This is a genomic window from Variovorax paradoxus (assembly GCF_902712855.1).
GTDB lineage: Bacteria > Pseudomonadota > Gammaproteobacteria > Burkholderiales > Burkholderiaceae_C > Variovorax > Variovorax paradoxus_Q.
On record NZ_LR743507.1, the window covers coordinates 5,003,590 to 5,025,761 of the forward strand.

Annotated in this window: 32 protein-coding genes; 15 read left to right on the forward strand and 17 right to left on the reverse strand. The window is 63.4% G+C overall.

Going from position 1 to position 22,172, the window contains the following annotated elements; all coding sequences use genetic code 11:
- Window positions 1–102: 102 nt before the first annotated feature.
- The 7 genes from AACL56_RS23655 to AACL56_RS23685 form a co-directional block, all read right to left on the reverse strand.
- On the reverse strand, window positions 103–504 hold the full coding sequence (locus AACL56_RS23655) for a hypothetical protein (protein WP_339091612.1): 402 nt from the start codon (window positions 502–504) through the stop codon (window positions 103–105).
- Entirely contained in the window at window positions 501–3,215 is a 2,715-nt protein-coding gene (locus tag AACL56_RS23660; protein ID WP_339092231.1) for a phage tail tape measure protein, read from the reverse strand. The genes AACL56_RS23655 and AACL56_RS23660 overlap by 4 nt, the downstream gene beginning before the upstream one ends.
- A 101-nt stretch (window positions 3,216–3,316) precedes the next feature.
- Window positions 3,317–4,075 (reverse strand): hypothetical protein, encoded by a 759-nt coding sequence (locus tag AACL56_RS23665; RefSeq protein ID WP_339092232.1) that lies wholly within the window; start codon window positions 4,073–4,075, stop codon window positions 3,317–3,319.
- A gap of 38 nt (window positions 4,076–4,113) precedes the next feature.
- Window positions 4,114–4,527, reverse strand: a complete 414-nt coding sequence (locus tag AACL56_RS23670) for a hypothetical protein (protein WP_339092233.1) — start codon at window positions 4,525–4,527, stop codon at window positions 4,114–4,116.
- A 2-nt stretch (window positions 4,528–4,529) separates the two neighbouring features.
- Entirely contained in the window at window positions 4,530–4,832 is a 303-nt protein-coding gene (locus AACL56_RS23675; RefSeq protein WP_339092234.1) for a head-tail joining protein, read from the reverse strand.
- A 19-nt stretch (window positions 4,833–4,851) separates the two neighbouring features.
- Entirely contained in the window at window positions 4,852–5,196 is a 345-nt protein-coding gene (locus AACL56_RS23680) for a DUF2190 family protein (RefSeq protein ID WP_339092235.1), read from the reverse strand.
- Window positions 5,197–5,261: 65 nt separating this feature from the next.
- Window positions 5,262–7,376 carry a prohead protease/major capsid protein fusion protein gene (locus AACL56_RS23685; protein ID WP_339092236.1) on the reverse strand — a complete coding sequence of 705 codons (2,115 nt, stop codon included), beginning with the start codon at window positions 7,374–7,376 and terminating at the stop codon, window positions 5,262–5,264.
- Window positions 7,377–7,503: 127 nt separating this feature from the next.
- On the opposite strand from AACL56_RS23685, the gene AACL56_RS23690 reads away from it, so the two are divergent.
- A complete protein-coding gene (locus tag AACL56_RS23690) occupies window positions 7,504–8,127 on the forward strand; it encodes an ADP-ribosyltransferase (RefSeq protein WP_339092237.1) in 624 nt (207 codons plus the stop codon).
- 24 nt (window positions 8,128–8,151) lie between these two features.
- Window positions 8,152–9,042: a hypothetical protein gene (locus AACL56_RS23695; RefSeq protein WP_339092238.1), complete on the forward strand. Its 891-nt coding sequence runs from the start codon at window positions 8,152–8,154 to the stop codon at window positions 9,040–9,042.
- Between the two features lie 5 nt (window positions 9,043–9,047).
- On the opposite strand, the gene AACL56_RS23700 is transcribed toward AACL56_RS23695, so the two are convergent.
- From AACL56_RS23700 to AACL56_RS23735, 8 genes are all read right to left on the reverse strand, one after another.
- The gene (locus AACL56_RS23700) at window positions 9,048–10,481 is read right to left on the reverse strand and encodes a phage portal protein (RefSeq protein ID WP_339092239.1); all 1,434 of its coding nucleotides are present in this window, start codon (window positions 10,479–10,481) and stop codon (window positions 9,048–9,050) included.
- Between the two features lie 3 nt (window positions 10,482–10,484).
- Window positions 10,485–10,706 carry a phage head-tail joining protein gene (locus AACL56_RS23705; RefSeq protein WP_339092240.1) on the reverse strand — a complete coding sequence of 74 codons (222 nt, stop codon included), beginning with the start codon at window positions 10,704–10,706 and terminating at the stop codon, window positions 10,485–10,487.
- A 77-nt stretch (window positions 10,707–10,783) separates the two neighbouring features.
- A complete protein-coding gene (locus AACL56_RS23710; protein ID WP_339092241.1) occupies window positions 10,784–11,095 on the reverse strand; it encodes a helix-turn-helix domain-containing protein in 312 nt (103 codons plus the stop codon).
- Window positions 11,096–11,099: 4 nt separating this feature from the next.
- Window positions 11,100–13,175, reverse strand: coding sequence for a phage terminase large subunit family protein (locus tag AACL56_RS23715; protein WP_339092242.1), 2,076 nt, complete (start codon window positions 13,173–13,175; stop codon window positions 11,100–11,102).
- Window positions 13,175–13,738 (reverse strand): hypothetical protein, encoded by a 564-nt coding sequence (locus AACL56_RS23720; protein ID WP_339092243.1) that lies wholly within the window; start codon window positions 13,736–13,738, stop codon window positions 13,175–13,177. Before AACL56_RS23720 ends, AACL56_RS23715 begins: the two co-directional genes overlap by 1 nt.
- Before the next feature lie 417 nt (window positions 13,739–14,155).
- The gene (locus tag AACL56_RS23725; protein WP_425337041.1) at window positions 14,156–14,941 is read right to left on the reverse strand and encodes a hypothetical protein; all 786 of its coding nucleotides are present in this window, start codon (window positions 14,939–14,941) and stop codon (window positions 14,156–14,158) included.
- Complete coding sequence (locus tag AACL56_RS23730) at window positions 14,932–15,849, reverse strand: helix-turn-helix domain-containing protein (protein WP_339092245.1); 918 nt, start codon at window positions 15,847–15,849, stop codon at window positions 14,932–14,934. The genes AACL56_RS23725 and AACL56_RS23730 overlap by 10 nt, the downstream gene beginning before the upstream one ends.
- Window positions 15,850–15,889: 40 nt before the next feature.
- Window positions 15,890–16,420 carry a phage regulatory CII family protein gene (locus AACL56_RS23735; protein WP_339092247.1) on the reverse strand — a complete coding sequence of 177 codons (531 nt, stop codon included), beginning with the start codon at window positions 16,418–16,420 and terminating at the stop codon, window positions 15,890–15,892.
- Between AACL56_RS23735 and AACL56_RS23740 the strand changes: the two genes are divergently transcribed.
- Window positions 16,419–16,712, forward strand: coding sequence for a hypothetical protein (locus AACL56_RS23740; protein WP_339092248.1), 294 nt, complete (start codon window positions 16,419–16,421; stop codon window positions 16,710–16,712). The two genes, AACL56_RS23735 and AACL56_RS23740, sit on opposite strands and share 2 nt — an antisense overlap.
- A gap of 23 nt (window positions 16,713–16,735) precedes the next feature.
- Here the strand turns inward: AACL56_RS23740 and AACL56_RS23745 are convergent, their stop codons facing one another.
- Window positions 16,736–16,975: a helix-turn-helix transcriptional regulator gene (locus AACL56_RS23745; RefSeq protein WP_339092249.1), complete on the reverse strand. Its 240-nt coding sequence runs from the start codon at window positions 16,973–16,975 to the stop codon at window positions 16,736–16,738.
- 82 nt (window positions 16,976–17,057) lie between these two features.
- On the opposite strand from AACL56_RS23745, the gene AACL56_RS23750 reads away from it, so the two are divergent.
- The 5 genes from AACL56_RS23750 (at window position 17,058) to AACL56_RS23770 (ending at window position 19,472) form a co-directional block, all read left to right on the forward strand.
- Complete coding sequence (locus AACL56_RS23750; RefSeq protein WP_339092250.1) at window positions 17,058–17,777, forward strand: XRE family transcriptional regulator; 720 nt, start codon at window positions 17,058–17,060, stop codon at window positions 17,775–17,777.
- Between the two features lie 19 nt (window positions 17,778–17,796).
- Window positions 17,797–18,501 carry an HNH endonuclease signature motif containing protein gene (locus AACL56_RS23755; protein WP_339092251.1) on the forward strand — a complete coding sequence of 235 codons (705 nt, stop codon included), beginning with the start codon at window positions 17,797–17,799 and terminating at the stop codon, window positions 18,499–18,501.
- Window positions 18,502–18,672: 171 nt separating this feature from the next.
- A complete protein-coding gene (locus tag AACL56_RS23760) occupies window positions 18,673–18,927 on the forward strand; it encodes a hypothetical protein (protein WP_339092252.1) in 255 nt (84 codons plus the stop codon).
- A 3-nt stretch (window positions 18,928–18,930) separates the two neighbouring features.
- A complete protein-coding gene (locus tag AACL56_RS23765) occupies window positions 18,931–19,281 on the forward strand; it encodes a hypothetical protein (protein ID WP_339092253.1) in 351 nt (116 codons plus the stop codon).
- Complete coding sequence (locus AACL56_RS23770) at window positions 19,278–19,472, forward strand: hypothetical protein (protein ID WP_339092254.1); 195 nt, start codon at window positions 19,278–19,280, stop codon at window positions 19,470–19,472. The genes AACL56_RS23765 and AACL56_RS23770 overlap by 4 nt, the downstream gene beginning before the upstream one ends.
- A 62-nt stretch (window positions 19,473–19,534) precedes the next feature.
- On the opposite strand, the gene AACL56_RS23775 is transcribed toward AACL56_RS23770, so the two are convergent.
- Window positions 19,535–19,843 (reverse strand): hypothetical protein, encoded by a 309-nt coding sequence (locus tag AACL56_RS23775; protein WP_339092255.1) that lies wholly within the window; start codon window positions 19,841–19,843, stop codon window positions 19,535–19,537.
- Window positions 19,844–19,911: 68 nt separating this feature from the next.
- Here AACL56_RS23775 and AACL56_RS23780 point away from each other — a divergent pair, with 68 nt between their 5' ends.
- The 7 genes from AACL56_RS23780 (at window position 19,912) to AACL56_RS23810 (ending at window position 22,041) form a co-directional block, all read left to right on the forward strand.
- Window positions 19,912–20,184: a hypothetical protein gene (locus tag AACL56_RS23780; RefSeq protein WP_339092256.1), complete on the forward strand. Its 273-nt coding sequence runs from the start codon at window positions 19,912–19,914 to the stop codon at window positions 20,182–20,184.
- Window positions 20,185–20,233: 49 nt separating this feature from the next.
- Window positions 20,234–20,356, forward strand: coding sequence for a hypothetical protein (locus AACL56_RS23785; RefSeq protein ID WP_339092258.1), 123 nt, complete (start codon window positions 20,234–20,236; stop codon window positions 20,354–20,356).
- Window positions 20,353–20,523, forward strand: coding sequence for a hypothetical protein (locus AACL56_RS23790; protein ID WP_339092259.1), 171 nt, complete (start codon window positions 20,353–20,355; stop codon window positions 20,521–20,523). Before AACL56_RS23785 ends, AACL56_RS23790 begins: the two co-directional genes overlap by 4 nt.
- The gene (locus tag AACL56_RS23795; RefSeq protein ID WP_339092260.1) at window positions 20,520–20,861 is read left to right on the forward strand and encodes a hypothetical protein; all 342 of its coding nucleotides are present in this window, start codon (window positions 20,520–20,522) and stop codon (window positions 20,859–20,861) included. Before AACL56_RS23790 ends, AACL56_RS23795 begins: the two co-directional genes overlap by 4 nt.
- Before the next feature lie 22 nt (window positions 20,862–20,883).
- Entirely contained in the window at window positions 20,884–21,081 is a 198-nt protein-coding gene (locus tag AACL56_RS23800; protein ID WP_339092262.1) for a hypothetical protein, read from the forward strand.
- Window positions 21,078–21,716 carry an HD domain-containing protein gene (locus tag AACL56_RS23805; RefSeq protein WP_339092264.1) on the forward strand — a complete coding sequence of 213 codons (639 nt, stop codon included), beginning with the start codon at window positions 21,078–21,080 and terminating at the stop codon, window positions 21,714–21,716. Before AACL56_RS23800 ends, AACL56_RS23805 begins: the two co-directional genes overlap by 4 nt.
- Before the next feature lie 64 nt (window positions 21,717–21,780).
- Window positions 21,781–22,041, forward strand: coding sequence for a hypothetical protein (locus tag AACL56_RS23810; RefSeq protein ID WP_339092265.1), 261 nt, complete (start codon window positions 21,781–21,783; stop codon window positions 22,039–22,041).
- The last annotated feature ends 131 nt before the right edge of the window (window positions 22,042–22,172 follow it).

Genomic DNA, 22,172 nt, shown 5'->3' on the forward strand with positions numbered 1-22,172 from the left:
GACGTTCGCGGTCGGTGCGCCGCCGCCTTCGGGCACGTCATCCATGACCTGTGTGGTAACAAACTTGATATCGGACTCGAGGATGGTCATGAGGCGGAAGGGTCAAACGGTGATGAGTCGCACGGTCGCGACGTAGGGGTGTTTCTCGACGGGCAGCTCGGGCCGAGCGACAGGCCGGGCCTCGACAGCCAAGCCAGGGGCGAACTGCACAGCGAACGAGCGGCCATCGGCCAGCACAAGGACGTGCTCGCCCACTGCGTCGGCCGCGTTGAGCGCCTGCAGAGCCAAGAGCCCGCCGCGCGCGATCCATCCGGCATCGGCCTCGCCCTGCAGCGTGATCGGCCGGCCTGCCAGGCGCACGGCGGCATCGATGAGGGCGGCGCCCGTCACCGAGTAGTCGAGGCTCTTCTCGACCGGGTTCCATCCGAACTCATCGGCCCAGACCATGCCGCGGGGAATCTGCAGCGCGCCGAGCGCGTGAAACTTGGGTGTCGCCACGCTCATGCCCCCGGACGAATGGAAGACGTGCCGCGTGCGGCGCCGAGCTGCGCGAGCAGCCCCTCGATGGCATCGGCGCCGGCGGCGTCCGTGCTGACGCGCCCGTAATCGCGACCGTTGAGGTTGAGCTGCAGATTGACGGTGCGGTTTGACTCGGGCTTCGGGATACTGGTGGGCGTGCCACCGTCGCCGAAGAAGGTCACCTTCTCGGCCGCCTTGAGCAGCGCGTAACTCAGGGTGTCGCCGCCGTACTTCTTCTGGCCCGGGTTGTTGAAGAACTGGACATTGCCCTTCTCATCGGCGAACTCGCGCGCGATGCGCCGCGCCGTCTCATCGTCCTTGACGCCGGCGTTTTTCAGGAACGCGGCGATGCCCGTGAGGGTGCCCAGGTCGCTACCGGCGTTCACCGTCTTGCCGGTCTTGTCGGTGGAGAAGCCGGCGGCATCGCGGCCGAGGCGCTTGTTCTCCAGCGCAATTTCGCGCTCTTGCAACTGAATGGCCTTCTCACGGGCCTCGATGTCCCGCTCTCGCGCGCTGGTGACCTCGCGCAGCGCGCCGGCCAGGCCGTAGGCAGCCTGCGTGGCGTCGCCCTGCACTTCCTTGAGCTTCAGCGTCGAGCGGCCTGCACTGTCGAGCACGACCTCAAAGCCGCGCATGGCCGCCTGCGCCTGCACCCAGCCCGGCGCCACGCCGTTGCCCGCGGCGATGGCGGCATCGGCCGCACGCTTCCACGCCTCGCCCAATCCGATGGCGGTGGCCTGCCCGCTGTCGCGAATCAGCTCGAAGTCGCGAAGCGCGGTCTTCGCCATGGTGTCGAGCTGCGCCTTCGTCTGCACGCCGGCACGCTGGAAGGCCGCGTCAATCTCTGCCGCCGCGTCGGCCTGCGCCTTCTTGTTGGTCCCGGCTGCATCGGCCGCGGCGAGATTGGCCTTCTTCAGCTCATCGAGCTTCTGCGCTGCCAACTCCAGATTCTTGGTGGCGATGGCCTGGTCGTATTCGGCGTGCAGGCGCTTGACGGCCTCCCGCGCTTCCTCCGCCTTCACCTTCTGCGCTTCGGCCGCGCTGGCGACCTTCTGGCCCGCATCCTGCGCCCCGTCGCCAGCGGCTTTCATTTCTGCCGCCATTTTGTTGAACGCCGCGGCGCCGCTGGCCGCTGCCGCGGTCGTGCTCTCGGCAGCACCCGTCAGGCCGGCCCAGCCGGCGCGCGCCTGTTCCGCGCCCACCGTGGCGCGGTCGAAGGCCTCGGCCGCCTTCTCCCCGAACGCATCCGTCACACCTTCCATGCCGGCCGCCGACTCGCGCACCTCGGCCGCGGCCTGCTTGAACGCTGCCGACACGCTGCCGAAGCTGATCTTCGACAGGCCTTCGATGATGGTTGCCGTGCCGCTCAGGATGTCGCGCGAGACGCCGGCGAAGGCCTCGGCGACACGGAAGACGGTTGCAATCAGCGTGTTCGCACCCGCGCTCGCCACGCCCCAGACGGTCTGCACGATGTTGCCCGTGCTCTGCGCCTTCTGCCCGAAGCTGTCGAGCAGTGCGCCCACGCGGTCGGCCAGGCTCTGCGCCTTCGCCACGAGGGCCGGCACATCGACGCTGGCGACGAAGGCCTGCACCCACTTGATGCCGTTCTGAAAGGCGGTCGCCAGCGCGGCCCCGAAGCGCCCGACCGTGCCATCGGCCACCGCCGCGCGCAGCGCACCGGACAACTGCTCAACACCCTGCTTCAGCACCGGAAGGATCGGCGTGGTGAGCGCGTTGATGGTCGAATCCCATGCGGTGCGCAGGCCAGCGAGCGCACCATTGAGATTCGCCTGCATGACAGCGGCAGTCTCGGCCGCGCTGCCGCTGGCGCCCTGCAAGGCCTTCTTCAGCTCATCGAGCTTGTCCACGCCCTGATTGAGCAGTGCGCGCAACGCCGGGCCGGCTTCCTGCCCCACTGCAGCGATGGCGCGCTGCCCGGCTGGGCCGGCAGCAGCCAGCTCGTGCAGCATCGTTTCGAAATTGCCCGTCGTGATGCCCGCCGCCGCCAGCTCCGTGCGGAACTTGCTGGCCGGGTCGGAGAACTGCGCGAGGATGCTGTTCAACGCCGTACCGGCACGGCTCGCATCGATGCCAGCGTCTGCGAACTTGCCGATGATGGCGACCGCGCCTTCGAGGCTCAGGCCGAGCGTGTTCGCCAGCGGCGCGGCGTAGCTCAACGCCTGCGCCAGACCCGACACGCTGGTGTTCGTGGCGTTGGCACCCTTGGCGAGCACGTCGGCGACACGGCCCGAGTCCGTGAACGCCAGGCCCAGGCCGTTGACGATCTTCGTCAGGTATTCCGCCGAGGTCGCAAGCTCCACGTCTCCGGCGCGTGCGAGCTGCATCGCGGCCGGCAGGGTTTCGATGGCGTCGCTCACGTTGAGACCGGCTTTCGCCAGGTTCTCCAGCGCGCCGGCCGCCTGCAGCTCGGTGAACCCATAGCGGACATCCGCAGCGGCATCCTGCGCCGCCTTGCGCAGCGAGCGCATCTCTGCCGCGCTGGCGCCGGTGGCCGCCTGCACGCGGCTCATGGCCTGCTCGAAGTCGGCACCACCCTTGACCCAGCCGGCAAAGAGCTGAATGCCGAAGTAGCCCGCCACAAGGGCAGCGAACGCAATCACGCGCTGCTGCAGGCGGTCGAACACCTTGGACGCATCATCCTTGGCATTGATGAGAATCTGAATCGGCTTTGCCACGGGGAATCGAGGGAAGGGATGAAGGGAGGCGCATGCAGCCTCTGCGCGAAGCCGCATGCGTCACCGCCCGGCCCTGCGATGCAAGGCCAGGCAGAAGGTCGTCAGGCGACCGGACGGCCTCCCACGTAGACCGCTTCCGCGTTGGCGGACTTCAGGACATCGACATCGAACTCGACTTTCACGAACTCGACTTCGTTCGACACGATGGGCAGGTCGCCCGAAGGGGTCATGCTCACGCGGGGCATGTACCAGTCCTTGTTACTGCCCGAGGCGTTGTCGGCGACCACACGCACGGCCGCAAGAAACGACGTGTTGCCGCCGGTCTTCAGCCGGGTGTACGAGCCTGCGACGGGCGTGTATCCGAACTGCACCACTCCGGCGGTGATGCCGCCGCCGGCGATGATCTGCACGGCGCCCGTCTCCGGATCGACATTGAAGTCTTCGCCTGCGACATAGGGCGTGGTGCCGTCCTCGGTTTTGACGGTCACCGCCGTGACGTTGCGCACGCCGATGGGGTTCGCCGCGGTCTGGCCGAGCTGGTAAATCTTGCCCGGCGTGACAGTGCGCAGTTCACCCGTCACGGCGACCGCCGACTGCACCACGACCTCGCTCGTTGCAGCGAGGAAGCGCTGATAGGTCGCCATGCTCATGTTGTTGCAGGTGATCTTTGCAGTTCGCTTCACCTTGCCGGTGAGCGTGCCGATGAGCTCGCTGCCAGCGGTCTCTGCCGAGAATTCCTCGGCCTTCTCCGAGTCGATGGTGAGGACGAAGCTCGGGCAGTTGCCCATTTCTTCCTCGCCCGTCAGCTCTTCGAGCGCGTTGAAGATGTCGAGGCGAAGGCGGCCACGAGGGGCCGACAATTCGGTTTTGGTATGCACGATGGGCACAAGAATTCCTTTCAGGGTTGCCCGTCGAAACGGGCGGATGTGGAGAAAACAAGCTCGATGCCGACAAGGCCGTTCTCGGGGTACGGCGGCGGTTTCACGCTCGCGAGCTGAAGGCGCTCCCAGTTCCGCCCTGCAACGCGCCCCGGCGTCCACCCCTGCAACGCCTCAACGACAAGCGCGAAAGCGCCGTCGAGATGCGCAAGGGCCTCGGCATCGCTGCGCTTCGCCATGAGCGTGACGGCCCAGAAAGGCCGCACCAACGCGCCAGGCACATCACTGGCCGGCACACTGGCATCGATGAAGAGCACCGAAGCGAGCAGGTCAGGATCGCGCTTGCCGCTGTCGGTGAAGACACCCTTGACGGCCCACGCCTGCGGCAGCTCTCCGCGCAGCCGGGTAACGATTGCAGGCTCGAGCGCAAACATGGTCAGGCGCTCCGCAAAATGAGATGCACGCGGCCTGTCCCATCGGGTTTCGAACGGACGACCTCGAAGGACTTGCCGTCGATCCGAAGCGCATCGCCACGCACCAACCCGCCAAGCGCAGCCACAGGCCCCCAGCACTCCGGAGCAGCCGTGTCCGCCTGGTCATCAAACAGCGCCGCATAGGGGTCGTCAAATTCCACGGGAACCGGGTCGGCCACGCCATTAACTTCCGCGAGCGCGTTGGTCAGGTGCAGATCGAGCGCGCGGTTCACGCGGTCTTGAAGAGCGACAAAGGGTGCGGGCATGGCGAACGCGAGCGGCAAATCAGGTGGCGGCCGGCAAGCTCGCGCCCAGCTTCACGGACACGAAAGCCGCGCCGCCTGCAGCCGCTTCGGTCGCCACACCGATGCACTCTTGCGCCGCACTCGTCTTGTTGACGACCTTGTTCGTCGCGTCCCAAAACAGCCGGTCTCCGACGTTGACCGAAAGGCCAGCGGTCTTGCCGAGGTCGATCACGCCATCGGTCTTGAACTCGCCCGGGGTGTTGGCCGGCACATCGGTGGTGGCGACGCCGAACAGCGCGGCGCCGAAGAGAAAGCCGACGCCCGACGCGACAGCGATAGAGGGGGTCAGCGTGAGCACGCTACCCGCTTGGCGGTAGTTCTTCATGTGATTCCTTGGGTAAAGTGAGGGAGGCGCCAGCAGCCCAGAATCGGGCGCTGGCGTGGCGCGCGTTAGCTGCCGTTGGCGCGGAAAAGGCCGCGGTGATCCACCGCCTTGGCGGCGAAGTCGTGACGGCACTTGTAGGAAACGCCGTCGATTTCGAAGCCGATTTCGGACTCGATGACGGGGCCTTCGGCGCCGTCGAGGAACGTGTACTCGACCGTATCGACTTGCGAATTCGAGGCCGCCAGATACCACGCCGACGCGCTCACCGCATCGAGGATCGGCTCGACGATGGGCTCGACCGAGGTACGGCCACCGGCGCGGAATTCGTTCACGTCCGCCTGCTTGGCCGGCGTGTAGTTGGAGCTGGTGAGCTGGTACGCGGTCTGCTCCAACGCGGCCGGCACAATGAGATAGCCGGGCGCGAGGTTCAGCTCTTCGCCTTGAAGGCCGCGCTGCAGACGCATCGCAGTCCGGCCAGCGGACAGCGCCGAGAACTGCAGTGCCGAGGGCGCGCCGGTGGCGACGTTCTTGTGCGCGTCGCTGAAGAGCTGTTCCGCGTCGCTCATCGTCGGGTTGCCCGTCAACTGCGAGTAGACGAGGCGGTTTTCGAGGCGGCGCGCCGAAGCGCCGAAACCGGTCACCATGCGGTCGAAAGCGCGCAGGTCGTCGTTCACCACCGCTTGGCGCGAGAGCGAAACGATGCGGCCGTGCGTCACGATGCCGTACGTCTCCGCGCCGTCATTCATGGTGCCGTACTTGAATTCGCCGTGCTCGTTCGTGCGCAGCAGTTCGGGCGCGCCGGAGAGCTGCACCACGCTGATGTTTTTGAAGTCCGGCGCGTTGGGCGCACGGCGCGCCCAAAGTGCGTAGGTGCCGGGGTTCTCGTCGTACACGTTGCGCAGGCGCTTGTTCGCCACGTTCGCGAAGAGCGATGCAAAGTCGCTGGTCGTGTTCATGCCGCCCGAGCGGAAGGTGAGGATGGCCGAAGCGAGCTGCATTCGCTCCATGCCGCGCGTCTTCACACCGTGCGCTTCGAGCAGATCGCGGCCCATCTCCAGCAGGGACATGCCGCGGTACTGACGACCGTTGTCGTCGAGCGCCGTGCCAGGTGCTACACGGTGGGTAATGGCCTGCTCCAGACCCGCGAGACGCGTCGCCATTTCGTCGGTTACGGTTTCGATACGCACGTTGCGATGGCCGCCGCTCGCCGCATCGCGCAGTGCCAGCTCTTCGAGCACGGCGGCGCGAGCATGTTCGACGGACTGGCCGCCGCGAATGAGGCCAGCGGCCAGATGCGCGACGTTGTGACGTGCGCACACCTCGCTGATGTCGGCTGCGCGCTGGCCGGCCGCCGCAGTGGCGTCGGCAACGGCATTGCCGGATGCGGCCGGCGCAGCGGCAGGCGCTGCGGCGACCCCGGCAGGTGCGGCGCGCTGTTGATCGGTCGTCGCGGCGGCACCGCCGGCGGAGGCTTGAGGCATGGAAGGTTCCTTAAGGATTGAGATTGCGGCGGAGGCGCCCACCGTGGGCGATGCGGGTTGACTGCGGATTTCGATGAATTCGCAGGGAAAGGTGCGTTGCGCGACTTCGACGCCGGCAGGCGCTTGCGCTTCAGTGCCGCGGACTTGGCAATCCATGTCGGCAGGAATGGGGACGAGCGAAACCTCGTAGGGCTCCCAGTCGATGACGCGATACAGCCATTCGCCGTCATCGGCCGCAGGGGGAACCATCTCGACGCGGTGGCGCACGTAGCCCACCGACACATTGCGGATGATTCCGTCTGCCACGTCCTGCACATAGCCCGCGACAGAATCGCGACGCGAGAAGGTCACGTCGCACACACCTTCGCCCGATGCAATGCTTGGGTTTTCGACCACGCCGAGCTGCGCCTCCAGGCTCCACGCGTTATGCGTGTTGAGCAGTGGTGCGCCGCGCGTCAGGCGGTCGAGACGAATGGAGCCTTCTTCGACAACGAGCTGTTCGAGATAGCTGCGCTCTCGATACCAGTCATACCGCCGTACGGAAGCGCCGGCGGCAAAGACGAGCTGCGCGGTAGCGAGCGAAGATTCAGCTTCCGCAGCGCCCTCGTCCGATGCCCGCGTGAAGCCGCGTAGTTCCATCGAGCGACCGGCCAGCGGAAGATCGTCGCGGCGTGTTGTGGTGTCTTGTGCTTGAGGCATGCCGAGCACTGTGCCCGGCACGCTGTCTCATTTCGAGGCAAAAACTGAGACGATTTAGACTTCGCGGCGGAGCCTCATCTCCCAATCCACCAGCTCGCCTTTTTCGCCAATGGGAACGCCATCGAAGATGCTTACAAACTACCACGCTGAATTTCTTGCCCACCTCAAAGGCATCGCCAACGCTGGCGAAGTTATTGAGGCATGCCGGAAGTACAAGACCAACGAGGACAACTTCGCGTCCCATGTCAACGGGCGACTCAAGGGCGGACTGGCGATGGACCATTACCTAAACGATTTCTTGCTGCTTCGTAGCGCGATCCGCGCAACTTTTACGCAGCCCATGACCCTCTACCGCCTTACATCGGATCTAGAGTTTTCGGCTCCTGCTGCGCGAGTTCTCAACGGCCGGTTCCCGTACCAAGCATTCATGTCCACAGCAGACTCGCCGACCAAGTTGAACAGCTTCAAGCAAAGTGGCGGTCGCCCGCTTCTTCTAGAAATTGAGTGTCCGGCTGGAATCGCTCTTGCCCCCTTCGATCTCTTTGCCGGCACAGAGGAAGACGAAATCTTGCTGGGTTGCGGAACAACGTTTGAAGTGAAGAGTGGTCCTAGGGAGCTCAACGCGAATGAAATCTCGGGCCATATTCCGATGTACGACAGGCAGTCTTTGGACTTGCTACAACTTAAGGTCGTCGAAAGCCCAGCATATGTGGACCTGGCAAATCTTGTCTCCCTTGAAAGCTCGCTTTAATCAGCTTTAAGCGCGCCAAACACCATGTCACCTGAAGACGTCCACTATCAGTTTTCGAGGCTAGCTGTAGACAAGGCGAAGCTTTGCTTGAGCAGAATTGCAGTCACAAACCCGCCACCCCGCGTTGGGGTCGTCCTTGCGCGAGACTCTCAACTTCTAGGGTGGTATGCCAAGAGCTTCGGCGGTCAATTCTTCGACGGCGACGCAATGGTGAACTTCGAAGCAAAGCCGAGCGCGCACGCCGAGCAAGCGCTCCTGGAGAAGCTCGATGGACTCGACCTCAGGGGCGTCGTCGCGTACGTTACTCTTGAACCGTGCACAAAGAAGAGGGGCGATGGTTTGTGCTGTGCGGATCTTCTAGTCCAAGCCGGAATTTCACGCGTGTACATTGGAAACTGCGATCCAAACCCTGATGTCGGCGGCCTCGCATGGCGCACGTTTCATGCGGCGGGCATCGAAGTTTGTGACTTTCCGCCTGAGCTTAGGAACGAAGCGCGTCGAGACAACGACCCGTTCTTTCGCAAGTTTCACTTCTCAGTGAGAGAGTCAGGTGAAGCTTCCTTTGACTATGAAAGCAACAACCACACTCGTACGCTTGGACCAAGCGGACGAGAGTTTGAAACCAAGTGGTTTGAGTGCGGCGACGGATCGATCCATGGGTTGGACTATCGCTTCAATGTCGCGATTGCGAAGAACTGCACTAGTTTTGAGCAAATCGACGATCCGGCCAGATGGTTCGAAGACTCGTACTACACCAAAACGGCACGAGAAGGACAGATCATCATATTTCGAAATGAGATGGGCTATGCCCTCATACAGATAATCAGGGTCATCAAAAAGAGAACCGGGCTCATTGCGAACAATGCGGAACTTCGCTTCAGGTATCAGCTTCGCTATTCGGACGGCGCGGCATAACCGATTCACTCGGCGCTGTCGCCAAACTGCTTGCCCTTACGCATCATTACGATGACATCCAAGATGCCCAGCTTTCGCAGCTTCTCGATGTCTCCGGCTAGCTCTTCGAACACTTCGTCAGGCTCATATCCGCGGCCGCGCAGCTTCTCGCTGAAGCTGCTCAGGCCACCCGCGATTTCATCCAGATCCGAAGCCACGTCGTCCTTCGGGTTGGTGTATTCCCACTTCGGCGTCGCATAGCGGAGGTTGTAGTCGGCCTTCTTCACGCGGCCCGCTAGCTCGCACGCATTCGAGAACGCACGGACCATCGGCGCGATCAACTTTGGTATGACATGCAGCCACTGCTCTTGCTCAGCCTCGCGGCGATAGTCAAGCCTGCGGATACGAGCGCTGGTGTAGCTCACCTCACGCACATCGCCCGTCATCATCTCGTAGGTCCACCCAGCGCCGGCGGCAATGAGGTGGAGCTGCATCTTCAGGTACTCGACGTACCCGGGCGCCGCATTGGGCTGCACGACGGTGAGGTTTGTGCCGGACGGGACTTGCATCATCCCGCCGCTCGGCAGTTCGCCCATGCTCCGGCTCTCCTTGACGGTCTCGCTCTCGCCATCGGCCATGCCATCCACATCACCCGACCCGATGACCGCCAACCGCGTTTCTAGGTTCTTGCGGTGTTGCTCGGCGTCTTCGTACAGCATCAGGTCGCGGGTGCGCGCAATGATCGGCGCCACACGCGGAAATCCTCGCCCCTGCCCGGGACGGCTAGGCGCGAAGTAATGAATGATGCTGGCGGCCGGCACAAGCTTGCTGGTCGCACGCCGGCCGCCGAAGATGATCGGTTCGCCGGGATGCTGATCGAAGACGTAGTAGCCCGCGACCTTGCCGATTGCGTTGTACGCAATGCCTTCGATGACGTTGTAGCCATCGATGCGCCCCATGCGACTATCGTCCAGCCAATCGATTTCGAGCAGTTGGAATTGAATCGGGACAGGCAGGCCGTCTGAGGGTCGGCGATTGCGGATTCGCACCAACACTTCACCATCTCGCTGCGCCGTCTGGTGCGCTAGCAGCATCAGCCCGTAAACATCAAGCCCGCCATCCGCGTCCGCAAAGGGCGCCCATTCCTGCCAGGCTGCAGCGTGCTCTTTGCTGTCTTTCCAACGCGGGATGATGCCTGTTCCGACAATGTTCGCGCTGTGCGCGCGGATGCCCTGTGCTATGTAGGGAACGTTCTGCTCCAGCGACCGACTGCGCACACGCAGAGTGCGCGCGTCTGCGGCATGGTCGGCATTGGCGCTTGCCCCCGCTCGTTTCGGACGCCAGCCGTCGCGCGCGCTGGCGCCCTCATACGCTCGCTTCAGCAACTCGCGGCTGCGATGCCGCCGCAGCCCTTGATCGGGGCTGATGACGCCGATAAGCCGATCCAAGAGATTGGCCATTCTTTATTCGCCCCGGTAAGTGGTGAAGGTGAAACGGCGTACACCGCCGCGAGGGCGACCGACCGCAGCGCGCAGTTCGCCCTCGATACGGGCCTCGGCCTTGAGCAGATCGTCGATGCTTCGGTACTCGACGCGGCGGCCGTTGTGCATCACAGACAGCTCGCCGCTGGAGATTGCCCGCCGCACTGCGGCCAGGTCATCGGGGGTATAGGAGGGTTGGGGCATTGGAGAGATAGAAGTCGGCAGAGGCATTGAAGCTATTCCCCGCCCTGTCTCATTTCAAGCCAAAAACTGAGACGCGATCACTCGCGCCGCGGCTGCTTGAGGCAGCGATACACCGTCGCGCGGCTGATGCCCAGCTTGCGCGCGACCTCTGTCGCGTTGCGGCCATTGAAGAGCGACAGCACACGGCTTGCAACATCGTCGCGCTTTCGACTGGCAACGTAGTAGCGACTTCCCGCCAGGTGGCTGCGCACTGCACGGCGCGCTTCATCGAGCTTGAGCCCGGCAATCTCGGGGTGAGCCTCGATCAAGTAATCGAAGATGCGGTCAACAAGGTCCGGCTCGGCCTGCAGCAGCGAGGTGAGTACGGGCGTGGGTGAAGGTTCTGTCATTCGTTTACCAATCCCGGCCGAAAGAGGCCGGCGCGCGCGGTCGGGGCGCGGGGGTGTAGGGTTGAGCTGAAGCAGGTTCAGGTGTGGACGCCGCGCGCGGCGCGGGCTCCGCGGCGGCTGTTGGCTTGGGAAGCACCGGAACTTCGGGCGCCAGTGGCGCCGAGAACAGATCGAGAGGCGGCTGCACCGACGCTTCCAGCTCACCCCAACGCTTGTCCGTGTAGTTGTGCAGGCCCAGCCCGAATGCGGCGTGCAACGCATAGTTGCGGCAGTCGAGCTGTTCATTCCGTGGCCGACGCTTGACCCAGCGAAACGTTTCGCGCCCGCCGACCTTCACGAGAATCCGCTGCTCGGCCGTCAGTTGTTCGTACCACTCAAGCGTGAGCTCGGCACTGAAGTGAACGTAGCCCGGCCCCGGTTCGGTGATCGACAGTTGGCCGAGCAGAAGGTCTTTGGCGGTATCGACGCCGACATTCCACAGCTTGATGCCATTCGGCCAACGCTTGCCATTCCACTTCACTTCCTGCGCACTGCTCGGACCGAGGACGGGGATGTTTTCCTCGCCGCGCCCTTTCACAGCGCGCAGCTTCGGCAATTGGTGTTGAACCTTGCGAACCCAGTTGTAGACGGCGTGCGTCTGGTCGCTGGAGTCGATGGAGATGGCGCTCAGCCCCATGGAGCCGCCGTGCCAGGCCTGCGGGTAGCGCCTGCTGAGATATTCCGTCACGGGCGCCCAATCGGCTTCCGATGCGGGATTGCCTTCGATCACATGGCTATCGACGATCCACGATTCGAGGCCGCGCGCCCATGCCCATACGACGATTTCCCAGCGGTCGCGCTGCACGTCAACACCCGCTGTCAGGATCAAACCGCCGATGGGAACCGTGCGCAGCGGAAATGGTTCGGCGCGATTCTGCAGCTCGTTCTCTTCCGTGCGCTCGCCCACAACCTCCCACGTCTCGCCAAGGGTCTCATTCACGAAGAGCTGCATAGGACCGCTGTCGCCCCGTTGCAAGGCGTCGAGCGCTTCCTCGAATTCCTTCACGATGCTTTCCCAAGTGCGCTGCGGGCTGTAGGCGGCCCACACATGCACACCAAGCGACTTCGGCGGCCTGGTGGGCATGCCGGCGGCATCACGCCAGACGCGATCTGGCCCGAAACGCTTGGCGGTCTTCTCGCAGACCCACACGCCCGGCATCGGCACCCCACCCCGCAGATAGTCGCTTTGGCGGAACGGCTCACGGCAGTGCGGGCAGACGTGACGCACGGTCGAGGGTTGACCACGGTCCCACTTGAAGCCGAACAGCTTCTCGCGACCACCCCACATCAGCGGGTGCTCAAGGCCACAGTGCGGGCAGTCGATGTGGAAGCGAACGAAACCTTCGGCGTTGCTTGCCGCCCGCTCGACGTGGCACATGCCCTTCACGCCAGGCGTGGAGCCACCGATGAACTTCGGATACGGCGCGCCTTCGAGTCGCCCTTTTGCGAGGCCGCCGGGGTCGCCCGACTTCTCGATGGTCTGATCGAACGCTGACCACTCGTCGAGGATCGCGACCGCCACCGTGATGCGTCGATAGGCCCGCTTGGCCTTGCCTCCCAACAGATGAAGCACGCTGTCGCGAAACTTCTTCATCTTGATGGTGTCGTCATTGCTGCGACCCTGCTTGCGTGCCGCCTTCACTGCGGGCACGCCATCGCGCTCGTCGAGGATCGGGTCGATTTCGCTTTTGACGTAGCTATCGCGGTCGTCGTCAGTGGGTTGCCACAGTGCCTGTTTGCGGCGGCGATGCGCGATGTTGTAGGCGACGAAGGCGGTAATCATCTTCGTGTAGCCGACGCGCTTTGACTTCTCAACATCCAGCTCTTCGATGCGATCATCGCTCATGAAGTCGAGGATTCCGATCTGAAACGACCAAGCGACCCATCCGCCTTTTTGGTGCGAGCTTTCGCCTGCGAGCTTGAAGTGCTCCGCGGCCCATTCGCTCAAGGTCTGGAAAAGTTCGGCGCGCAAACTGCCGAGCCCAAGAGCAACCGATTTGCGGATCGAGCGGAATGTTTCACGCGAAACGTGCATCGCCATCAGTCCGCCGCCCCTGCATCATCGAAGGCCGAATCGTCGCCCTCTTCGTCGTCGTCGAGTGACTGCTCCAACCCATCGAGGTAATCGGCCACGAGCTTGGCGGTCGAACGAATCCACTCATTGCGAGCGTTTGCGATGACCTGCTGCACCGTCGCTTTCGCCTCGTCTGGCAGGTCCGGGCAGGCCTTCTGTAGCGCGCCCTCCAACTGCTCGAAGCGATCCACTACGGAACTGGACGCAAGGCCCAGCACATCGGCGAGCAGGCCGATGGGCGCATATTCGCCGCGGGAGACGGCGTTCTTGATGTCCTGCGCTTCGCGCTGGCTGCGTGCGAGCGCCGCGCGCTCTTGCACGAGGTCAAGGCCGCCACCGTCCACGGACGCACGGCCCGCCGCAACTTCACGCAGACGCTCGCAGTAAGCGAGCAGCCATGCGTGCCCGGAGGCGCCGCGCAGAATCACGCCCTCGCTCGCGAGCTGGCTCGCCTTTGCTTCGCTCACTCCGATGAGCGCTGCAAACTCCGCTTGCGTCACCGTCCCCGCCAATGCTTCAACCACCTTCACTTAACCCCCTTAGCGAGGTCGCGGAACAGTCCGAGAACGCGGTTCGAATTACCCGTAGCCACTGCCTCTGCGGAAGGACCCGCGAGTTTTTGGGCGGCGCCCCATGACGGCGCATCGAGGCCAGCGCAACGGTCAGCGAGCCTCACGATGCCTTCCCCTCTGCGGTTGCCTCAGGCGTCACCGCTTGCCGCAGTTGAAAGAGGCGCTCGGCCGCCATGTAAGAAGCCGACTCAGGGCAATGGAAGAGCGCATCTGTGTCAGCAAGCAAGCGCCCGTCTTTCGACCAGTACTGACACACGGACCGCATTGGATTCGTGGGCGTGCCGTCCCCGCGTGACGTGCTGACGAAGATCACTTCCACAAGCTCGACGACTGTAGGTGTAGACATAGGCAATGCAGTGAGATGTGAGATGGATTTCATTCATCCGCCAGCTTGCGAATGCGGTAGCGAATGCGTCGCTCGATGTACGCCTGCAGGTCTGCACGCTCGGCCACACGCTCGCTGCTGATGCGCGCGTCGTAGCTGCCATCGCGCACGAACATGAGCACAGGCCGCACCACGCCGCCCTGCGTGCCCGTGGCCGCCCATATGCCAAGTGCAAGGTGCTGTGTCGGGCCACTGCGCAAGCGCCCGTACGACACAAAGAAGCGCACGCCCTCCCGGTCCTTGGTGCCCTTGTGCAAGCGGGCCTTGCGCTTGTCCGTCATGTTGGCCGTGTAGCCCTGCTCTCCCATCGCTTGGAAGTAGGACAGCAGACGCACAAGGAAGCCACCCCGCACATTGCCGCGGCCGTCATCGCTGCCCGGGAATGGCGTCGAAGGAATGGCCGTCTGGTAGCCGGCGGGCAGGATGCCCACGCGCCGCAGCGCCGCCTCGCTGCGCTTGTCCCTGCGCGCACCGCCGAACTCTTGCGCCTGCAGAATCTTCTGCGGGTCCACGCCCTTGCCGCCGAAGTACGTCGGTTCAATCTCCACGCTCAGCCGCTCGGGCGTGGCCTTGCGCACGTAGACGCTCTTGAGGATGTACGGCGTTGGGCGGTCGAACTGCTCGCGCATTTCGCGCTGCCACTCCCGCCGCGTGCGGAAGCCACCATCGCTCAGCCCTTCGGCATAAGCTTGCTTCGCCTGCTGACCGGACAGCTTCGCGAGCTGCTGCTGCACGCTGGCGAGACCGCTGCCGCTGAAACCCACCGTCACGCGCATACCGCCTCCCCTGCTGCTGCCGCTGCACGGCGCACCCGTTCGGTGAAGGCCGGATAGCTCGGGCCGCCCCCGAGGTTGAAGGCCGCTTCGTCCCATGCCGCGATGCCCAGCTCACGCGCCTTCGCATCGATGCCACGCCGGGTCTCATGCCACGGCCCTGCTGCTGGGGCCACCGCGCGAGGCTCATCCCGCCAACGCTCGTTGCGCAGCCAGGTGGCGAACTCGGGCACGAACTCACCGCCATCCTTCGTCCACCTCTTGCTAAGCCTTTGGGCCTCGATGGCCGAGCGCATGGTCTGCTGCAGCGCGGTGGTCGGCGCGAGCCGGAGGTATCGGCGTTGCGCCTTCATCCGGTTGTCGTGGTTCGGGTAGATCGAGAAAAGCTCATCGAACCCGGTCGTCCCCCCGCCGGGGGGTAGGGGGGTATGGTTCATTGATGGTTCTGAAGATTCGGGTGTCATAGCTGTGACACCCCTCTCGTCTCTGGTGACACCCCTCTCGGCTGTGGTGACACCCCTCTCGGGCTTTTCGAGGGGTGTCAGATTGACACCCGTGTGGATAACTTCCGCTGGGGGCTCATCGCCGAGGGGTGTCAAATTGACACCCGTCTCCGGTGCGGGCACTTCGCCGCCCTCGATCCACTCGGGGCAGATGCGGTATTCGTTGGTGACGCCAGGCCGGCCGGTCGCCGTCTTGACCTGAATCAGCCACCCTGTCGCGACCATCCGGCGAATCTGCCGCTGCACGCTGCTGCGGCTCTGCATCGTCTTGCGCGCCAGTTCATCCACGGACGGCCAGATGCGCCGCCCGTCGTCGCTGGCATGGTCGGCCATCGCGAGCGCGAGCAATCGCTCCATACCGCCCGAGGGGTAGCGGTCGAAGACCATCGACATAACCTTGATGCTCATGGAGACGCGCGCCCTCTCCCGCCAGGTGGAATCGCTGCACTCATGCCTTCGGTTCCTCCCGCATCAGGCCGCGCAGCATCGCCAGCGCGTGTCCCACGCTCGCGACGATCTCGGCCGCATGGTGCTCGGCCTTGCGCATCTGATTGCGCGAGACACCGCCCTGCCGGCGGGTCAACGCCTCGCCCAGCGCCTGCACGTAGTCGGCAAAGCCCATCTGCAGGCGCATCAGGGTATCGAGCGGGTCTCCCTCCGAGTGGGCTGGCGTCGAGCGGATGCACACATGGTCCAGCTCATCGGCCATCGCATGCAGGATGCGGAAATCACGGCTCTGCCACTGCAGCTCGATGGCATCGCGCAGCGTGAGGTGATGCGTGGTGTTCTGGAGATTGACCTTGTGGGTCAACGTATTGGGGTTCTGGCCCATGCGCTTGGCAAGCGAGGCGATGCCGCCTTCGTACCCGTGCGCCGTGTCGTAGGCCGCAACGGCGGCATCGTGGCCGCGCACCTTGTCGGGCACAGGCTCATCAGCGCCATAGCCGTGCGCTTCATCGATTGAGATAGTCGCTCTCATGCAGACATCAGAGAAAAACAGTCAACGCCTCGCGAATGCGAGTCCTGCTCCGACGCTGGCGGAGCGCATCGACGCCATCGAGCAATTCCTGCAGCAGCTCGTACTGCTGCTGGAGGTTGAGCCGGACCTGAACCGCGAGACAGTTGCAGCATGGATAGAAATAACCAACAAGAGCGCCACCGCTCATGGCATGCAATCCGCGCGTGAGCGTGCCGCGATGGAGCAACTGTGCGAGCGCGTGCTTTCGCCCGCCGTAGACGTGCTACGGCCGTCGAGCGGATGGCTTTCGTGAGCAGCCCAACACCATGCAAGCCCTTACCCATCAACGCGCTCCGGGATCTGCACGCGCGGTAGCGGAACGTCGCCATAAATATGGTCGTATCCGATGCGCAAACCGCGCCCAGAAGCAAACGCAATTACTCGCGCCGCCATCTCTGGAGGGAGCGTCTGTCCTCGCTCGTAATGACCGACGTTGCCTTGAGTGCATCCGATGCCATCGGCCAGCACTTGTTGCGTCACACCGAGACGCTCGCGAATGGGTTTCAGGTGGTGCATATGGGAATAGTAGCTTTGCTGCTATGTTAGCTTAATAGCGATGCTGTTTGTCAACATAAATAGCGTCGCTACAGTTTTCCCGGTGAACACTGATGACACCAACTCTCTCGAAAGCTGGCAGCGCGAAGACGCAGCGCGCCTGCTCGCCCTCTACAAGGCTTACCGGGCTGCGGGAGGGCTGAAGCAAGACGATTTCGCAGCGAAGTTCGGGCTTCGCTCTCAAGCCAACCTCGGGCATTACTTGCACGGCCGTCGCCCGCTCAACATCGAGCAAGCCACAAATTTCTCTCGCGGGCTGAACGTACCCATCGACCGGTTCAGCCCAACCATTGCCGCTCAAATCGCCGGTGCAGCTCAGGCTATAGGGCCACACCCGGCGTCAGATGTGGATTCGGAATTCGTGCCAGTTCAACGTTTGACGGTTCGCCTCTCGGCCGGCCCAGGCGCTGCAGCAGTCGTCGCCGAAGTTGAAGGTTCGCTTCAATTTCGTCGCGACTTTCTTTCATCGTTCGGCGCCTCAAAGGATTCAGCTCGTATCGTTCACGTCACAGGCACGAGCATGGAGCCAACCATCGTGGACGGCGCAGTGTTGCTGGTGAACACCCGCAACCGTGAACCTCGCACCGGTTCTATCTTTGCGATGTCGTACGGTGACGATCTGATCGTCAAGCGACTTGTCCAATCGACATCCGGATGGGTTGCTCGCTCTGACAATCCGGACGGGAACCCTGACATTCCCATCGACAACAGCCACCACGTTCACATCATCGGTCGAGCCGTTTGGATGGGCGCAAAGCTGTAGCCAGCCACATTGCTTTCACATGAACTTTTACGATTGGATGATTCACAAAGGGCTGTCGAAATCCTCAGCGAGGAGCTACGACGGAGCACTCCGTGGCTCACTGTCTGAATGGGCGATGGATGGCGGCCTGATCTCAGGTCCTTTGACCGCATTGACCAGTTCGTCGGCCCTCGGCGCCCTTTCCCCAAGCATCCAAGAACTGCCCGTCTTCAAAGAGCGAAACGCGCGTGGGCATCACATGTACAGCGCCACGCTGTCGCAGTTCGCCGCATACCTTGCGAGCAATGGAAGCGACGACGTGCAGGCTGACCTCGAACAGATCATCAGCGATCCGACCACGACGACGACCGAGAAGACTGCTTTGATCAAGTCGCGGATCGGCCAGGGCACATTCCGAGACAAAGTGCTGTTGCACTGGACCTGCTGTGCAGTGACGGGTTTCAGCGACACCTGCCTCCTCGTTGCGTCTCACATCAAGCCATGGAAAAAATCGACGAACAGTGAGCGACTGGATCAATGGAACGGCCTGCTGCTGTCGCCGAACCTGGACAAGGCGTTCGACAAGGGCTTCATCACGTTTGAGACGAGTGGATCTATTCGTCTCTCCCCCCTCCTTACCGAGGCCGCCAAGCTTGGGATCACGCCTGCGATGAAGATCGCGCTGAAGCCCGAGCACGAGAAATACATGGCGCACCATCGGGCAGAGGAATTCAAGCGCGAGTAGTCATCGCGTGCGCCCGATAGGTTGATATCAAGGCGCACATGACCGGCTGGGCTGAAGAGACAGACCTCAAAAAAGCAGCCCTGCTACTTTATTTTGTAACGCCAGCAGCATTGCTATTGATCTTTAAAAGCAGCAACGCTACTATTTGTTCATCCCAACTTGGAGATGGACATGTATCTCACTGGACGCAATCACCCTCAGCGAGCTGCGCACCGCCCCGCGCTTGCATCAGGTGCAACGGCTGACAGCTCCCGTCGTTATCGCTGCAGCTACACGCCACGCGATACTTTCGGCCACCTGAATCCCTCGGACACCGGCGCCGCACCTTTCGTGCAGTTCCGTGCGGCGAATGCCGAGCAGGCCGTCGAGCTCGCGCAGAAAGTCACCGGTTGCCCGGTGATCGAAGCGATCCGCATCGAGGGCTGAAGCGTGGCACGCGCACAGATCAACCACGCGAGCGACAGCCGCGCCGCAGCCCGTCACGCAGCCGTCAATGCGGCGCGCGTGGACATCTGGGTTCGAACTATCCGCGGCCGGCGCCAGGCGTTCTACCGCTGCAGCGCCGCCGGCGTTGCGAATTGGCAAGCCATCGGCGTGCCGCTCGCCAACAAGGCGCTGAAGCTCGGCAGCATCAGCCTTCCGGGCATTGCCGATGCGACCGTCACGGCCTACACCGAGGGCGAGCCCGCCCACCCGGCCGCGGCCGAATTCGCCGAGCGCGCTCGCGCACTCAACAGCGAAATCAACGCCCTGAATCTCATCGCGCGAGGTGACGCGTGAGCGCCCCGCGTCAGGTCACCGTCGCAAGCGTTGCCGAACTGAAGGCGCAGCTTGCAGCAGCCCTAGCAGCGAAGGCCATCGCGGAGGCAATCGCCAGCTATCAGGAAGCCGGCTATGGCTCGCTCGTGACAACCCCGCTCCACGACGCGCTGGCGAACGTCAACTTTTCGCTGCGCCAGGTGAAATCGTGAGCACGGCCGAGAACACAGCGGCGTTTGCGTGTGGCGTGCGATGCGCCATCCACGGCTGCACCCTACTGCACGGTGGAGCTCAGACCGCCCCCGGTCGCCAACTGGGCAGCGACGAAGCTCGCATAGCGGCTTCGGCCGTTGGAGTCGAGCTTCAGCCCTTGGGCTTTGCACCACTTGGGGAACTGCTCAGGGTCAAGGTTTACGCGGAAGACCTTGCATCCTTTTGCCTCGAACGATTTGCTGCCGGTTTCGGCTGCGCGCAGCCACTCATCGTAGGTCCGATGGAGTTTGTTGCCGTCCTCGCACATGGCGCGAAGGACGGGGAATGTCTCGCGCGTGAACCAAGGGAATCCAACGATCTGCACTTGCATGAAACGGCTCCAGTAGCTGCGGACGAGACTTTATCGCACCCAGCCCCACAGGCCGGAAAGGGCGCTGCATGACGTTCCTCTATCGCTGCCCCGAGTGCCGCACGCGGCGCCGCAGCTACGGCCTGTTCACGCAGCACTTGCGCGCGACCGGACATCGGCTCTGCCGGTGCGGCGGATACCACTACGAGCACCGCCCGGGCTCGCCGTACTGCGAGCGCAATCCGAAGAGCGCGGCCTTGCTCGCGAGCCGGCACGGCGCCTCCGACGAAGAGGTGTTCGAAATCGCGCTCGAAATCGCCCTCACCACCCCGGGCCGCGCCCTTGCGGCCTGCCCCTTCTGAAAGGCCGGCCATGCGCTCGACCTCTCTCCACGATACCGGCGATGGCCTCATGAGGACATCGCCTGTCGCGCCCGCTCCGGGCTTCATCGCGACCGCTGCAGCGCTGGCGGTCTTCATCGTCCTGCCCATCGTGCTCGCCGCGATGTGCGTCTACGGCTGGAGCACTCCATGATCGTGATTACCTCCCCTCGCCCGCGTCGGCCCAAGCAGTCGCAGCGCACCGGCCCGGTCGGCGGCCTCGCCGATGGCCGCTTTCAATACACGCCGGCCGTCGCCACCGACATCCGCAAAACCTTCAAGCGTATCCGCGCCGAGATGCAGCGAGGTCCGCAGCAATGACGACCACCACGACAGGGCTCTTCTTTGTGGGCAAAGACCACCCCACGCGGCCCGCCGTCAGCGAGCACACGAACAACGACGGCGCCTTCGTCCTGAAGATGCGCGTCGTAGACAACCAAGGCCCCCGAGCAGTCGAGGTCTACGTCGTGCGCTGGACCGGCCCCGAGGCAGAAGTATGGCGCTCGAAGCATCGCAGCCTGAAGGCCGGCGACGCCCTGCGCCTGGTGCTCACGAACCCCCGCTCGATGCCAGGTGCCCACGCCCCCGAAATCCACGCCGCCATCACCTCGTGCGAGCTGCTGCCCGCACGCGCCCCCGCGCCGGCCCACGCCGCGTAACCACTCATTCCTCGGAGACTTCATGGACTTTCCCATCGTGTCGCTCGACAAGATCGAGCGCGAAGCGAAGGAGGCGGCCGAGGCCGGCCACTCGCTCAACTTCGCTTGCAGCTATCCCTTCGACGAACGCTCGGGGCAGCACTTCAAAAAGGTGTTCAATGACCGCCGCGCCGCCCTGCTCGACCGCAGCCTGCAACAGCAGTCGGAGAGCACGCGATGACGTGGATGCTGACCGCCAGTGGCGCCGAGTACCACCTCGCCGGCCCCACCGCCTACGGCGCATGCGGCCGCCCCGTGGACATCAACGACGTGGCGCATCATCTCGCTATCGTCGCCCAGTTCAACGGGGCCACATCGCGCCCCTACAGCGTGGCCGAGCACAGCCTCCTATGCTGCGACATCGCGGAGCGCGCCGGCGCCTCGGTGTTCGTGCAGATGGCAGCCTTGCTGCACGACGCGCACGAGGCTTACACAAACGACCTCATCAGCCCGGCCAAGCAGGCCGTGAACAGCTACAGCATGGCCTTCGGCGTCAGCGCATGGCACGCCTTCGAAGCCGAACATGCCAAGGGCGTGCGCGAGCACTTCAAGCTTCTGTCAGTGTTCGCCGGGCATCGCGAGTTTTTGCGCTCCATTGACCTGCAGGCACTCGCCACCGCCCGCCGCGACCTGACGCCCTACGACGCATCGCGGCATATGCCGTGGCCCGTGCTCGGCGACAACACGCTGCAGCCGGTCGCGCCGGCCGACTGGGTTCGCCTTGACGCGCCCGAGCGCGAGGCCGCAACGTGGAAGGATTGGCGCGAGCGCTTTTGCAATCGCTTTCGCAAATTGCGGGCGTTCTCTGGTGACTAGCGACGGTCACTACGGACACAGCCGTTTGACATCACCGCACACCCCTCGCAAGCAAGCGAACCCTATGAACACGCCGAATCATCGCAACGATGACATTCCCACGATCTACGCAACCAAAAATCAGGAAATTCAAATGAACGAAAAACTTCTCGTCCCTGCAGTAGAGGCGGCGAAGATGTTATCCATGGGCCGCTCGACATTCTGGAACAAAGTTAAGCTGAAGCAGCTTCCCCAACCGGTGAAGATTGCGGGAATCACTCGCTGGCGTGTTTCAGATCTACGCACGTTCGTCAACGTCGGTTCACACCGCGACACGCCAGTCTAAACACCGGCGGAATCGATGCGGACTGGAGGGAGTGGGCGCTATCAAGGTTCGAAACGCGCTGCAGAGCGATCAAGGCCCATAAGCGCGTTGCCTTCGATTCCCCGCCTTGACAGCAGCACGAGCAAAGCACC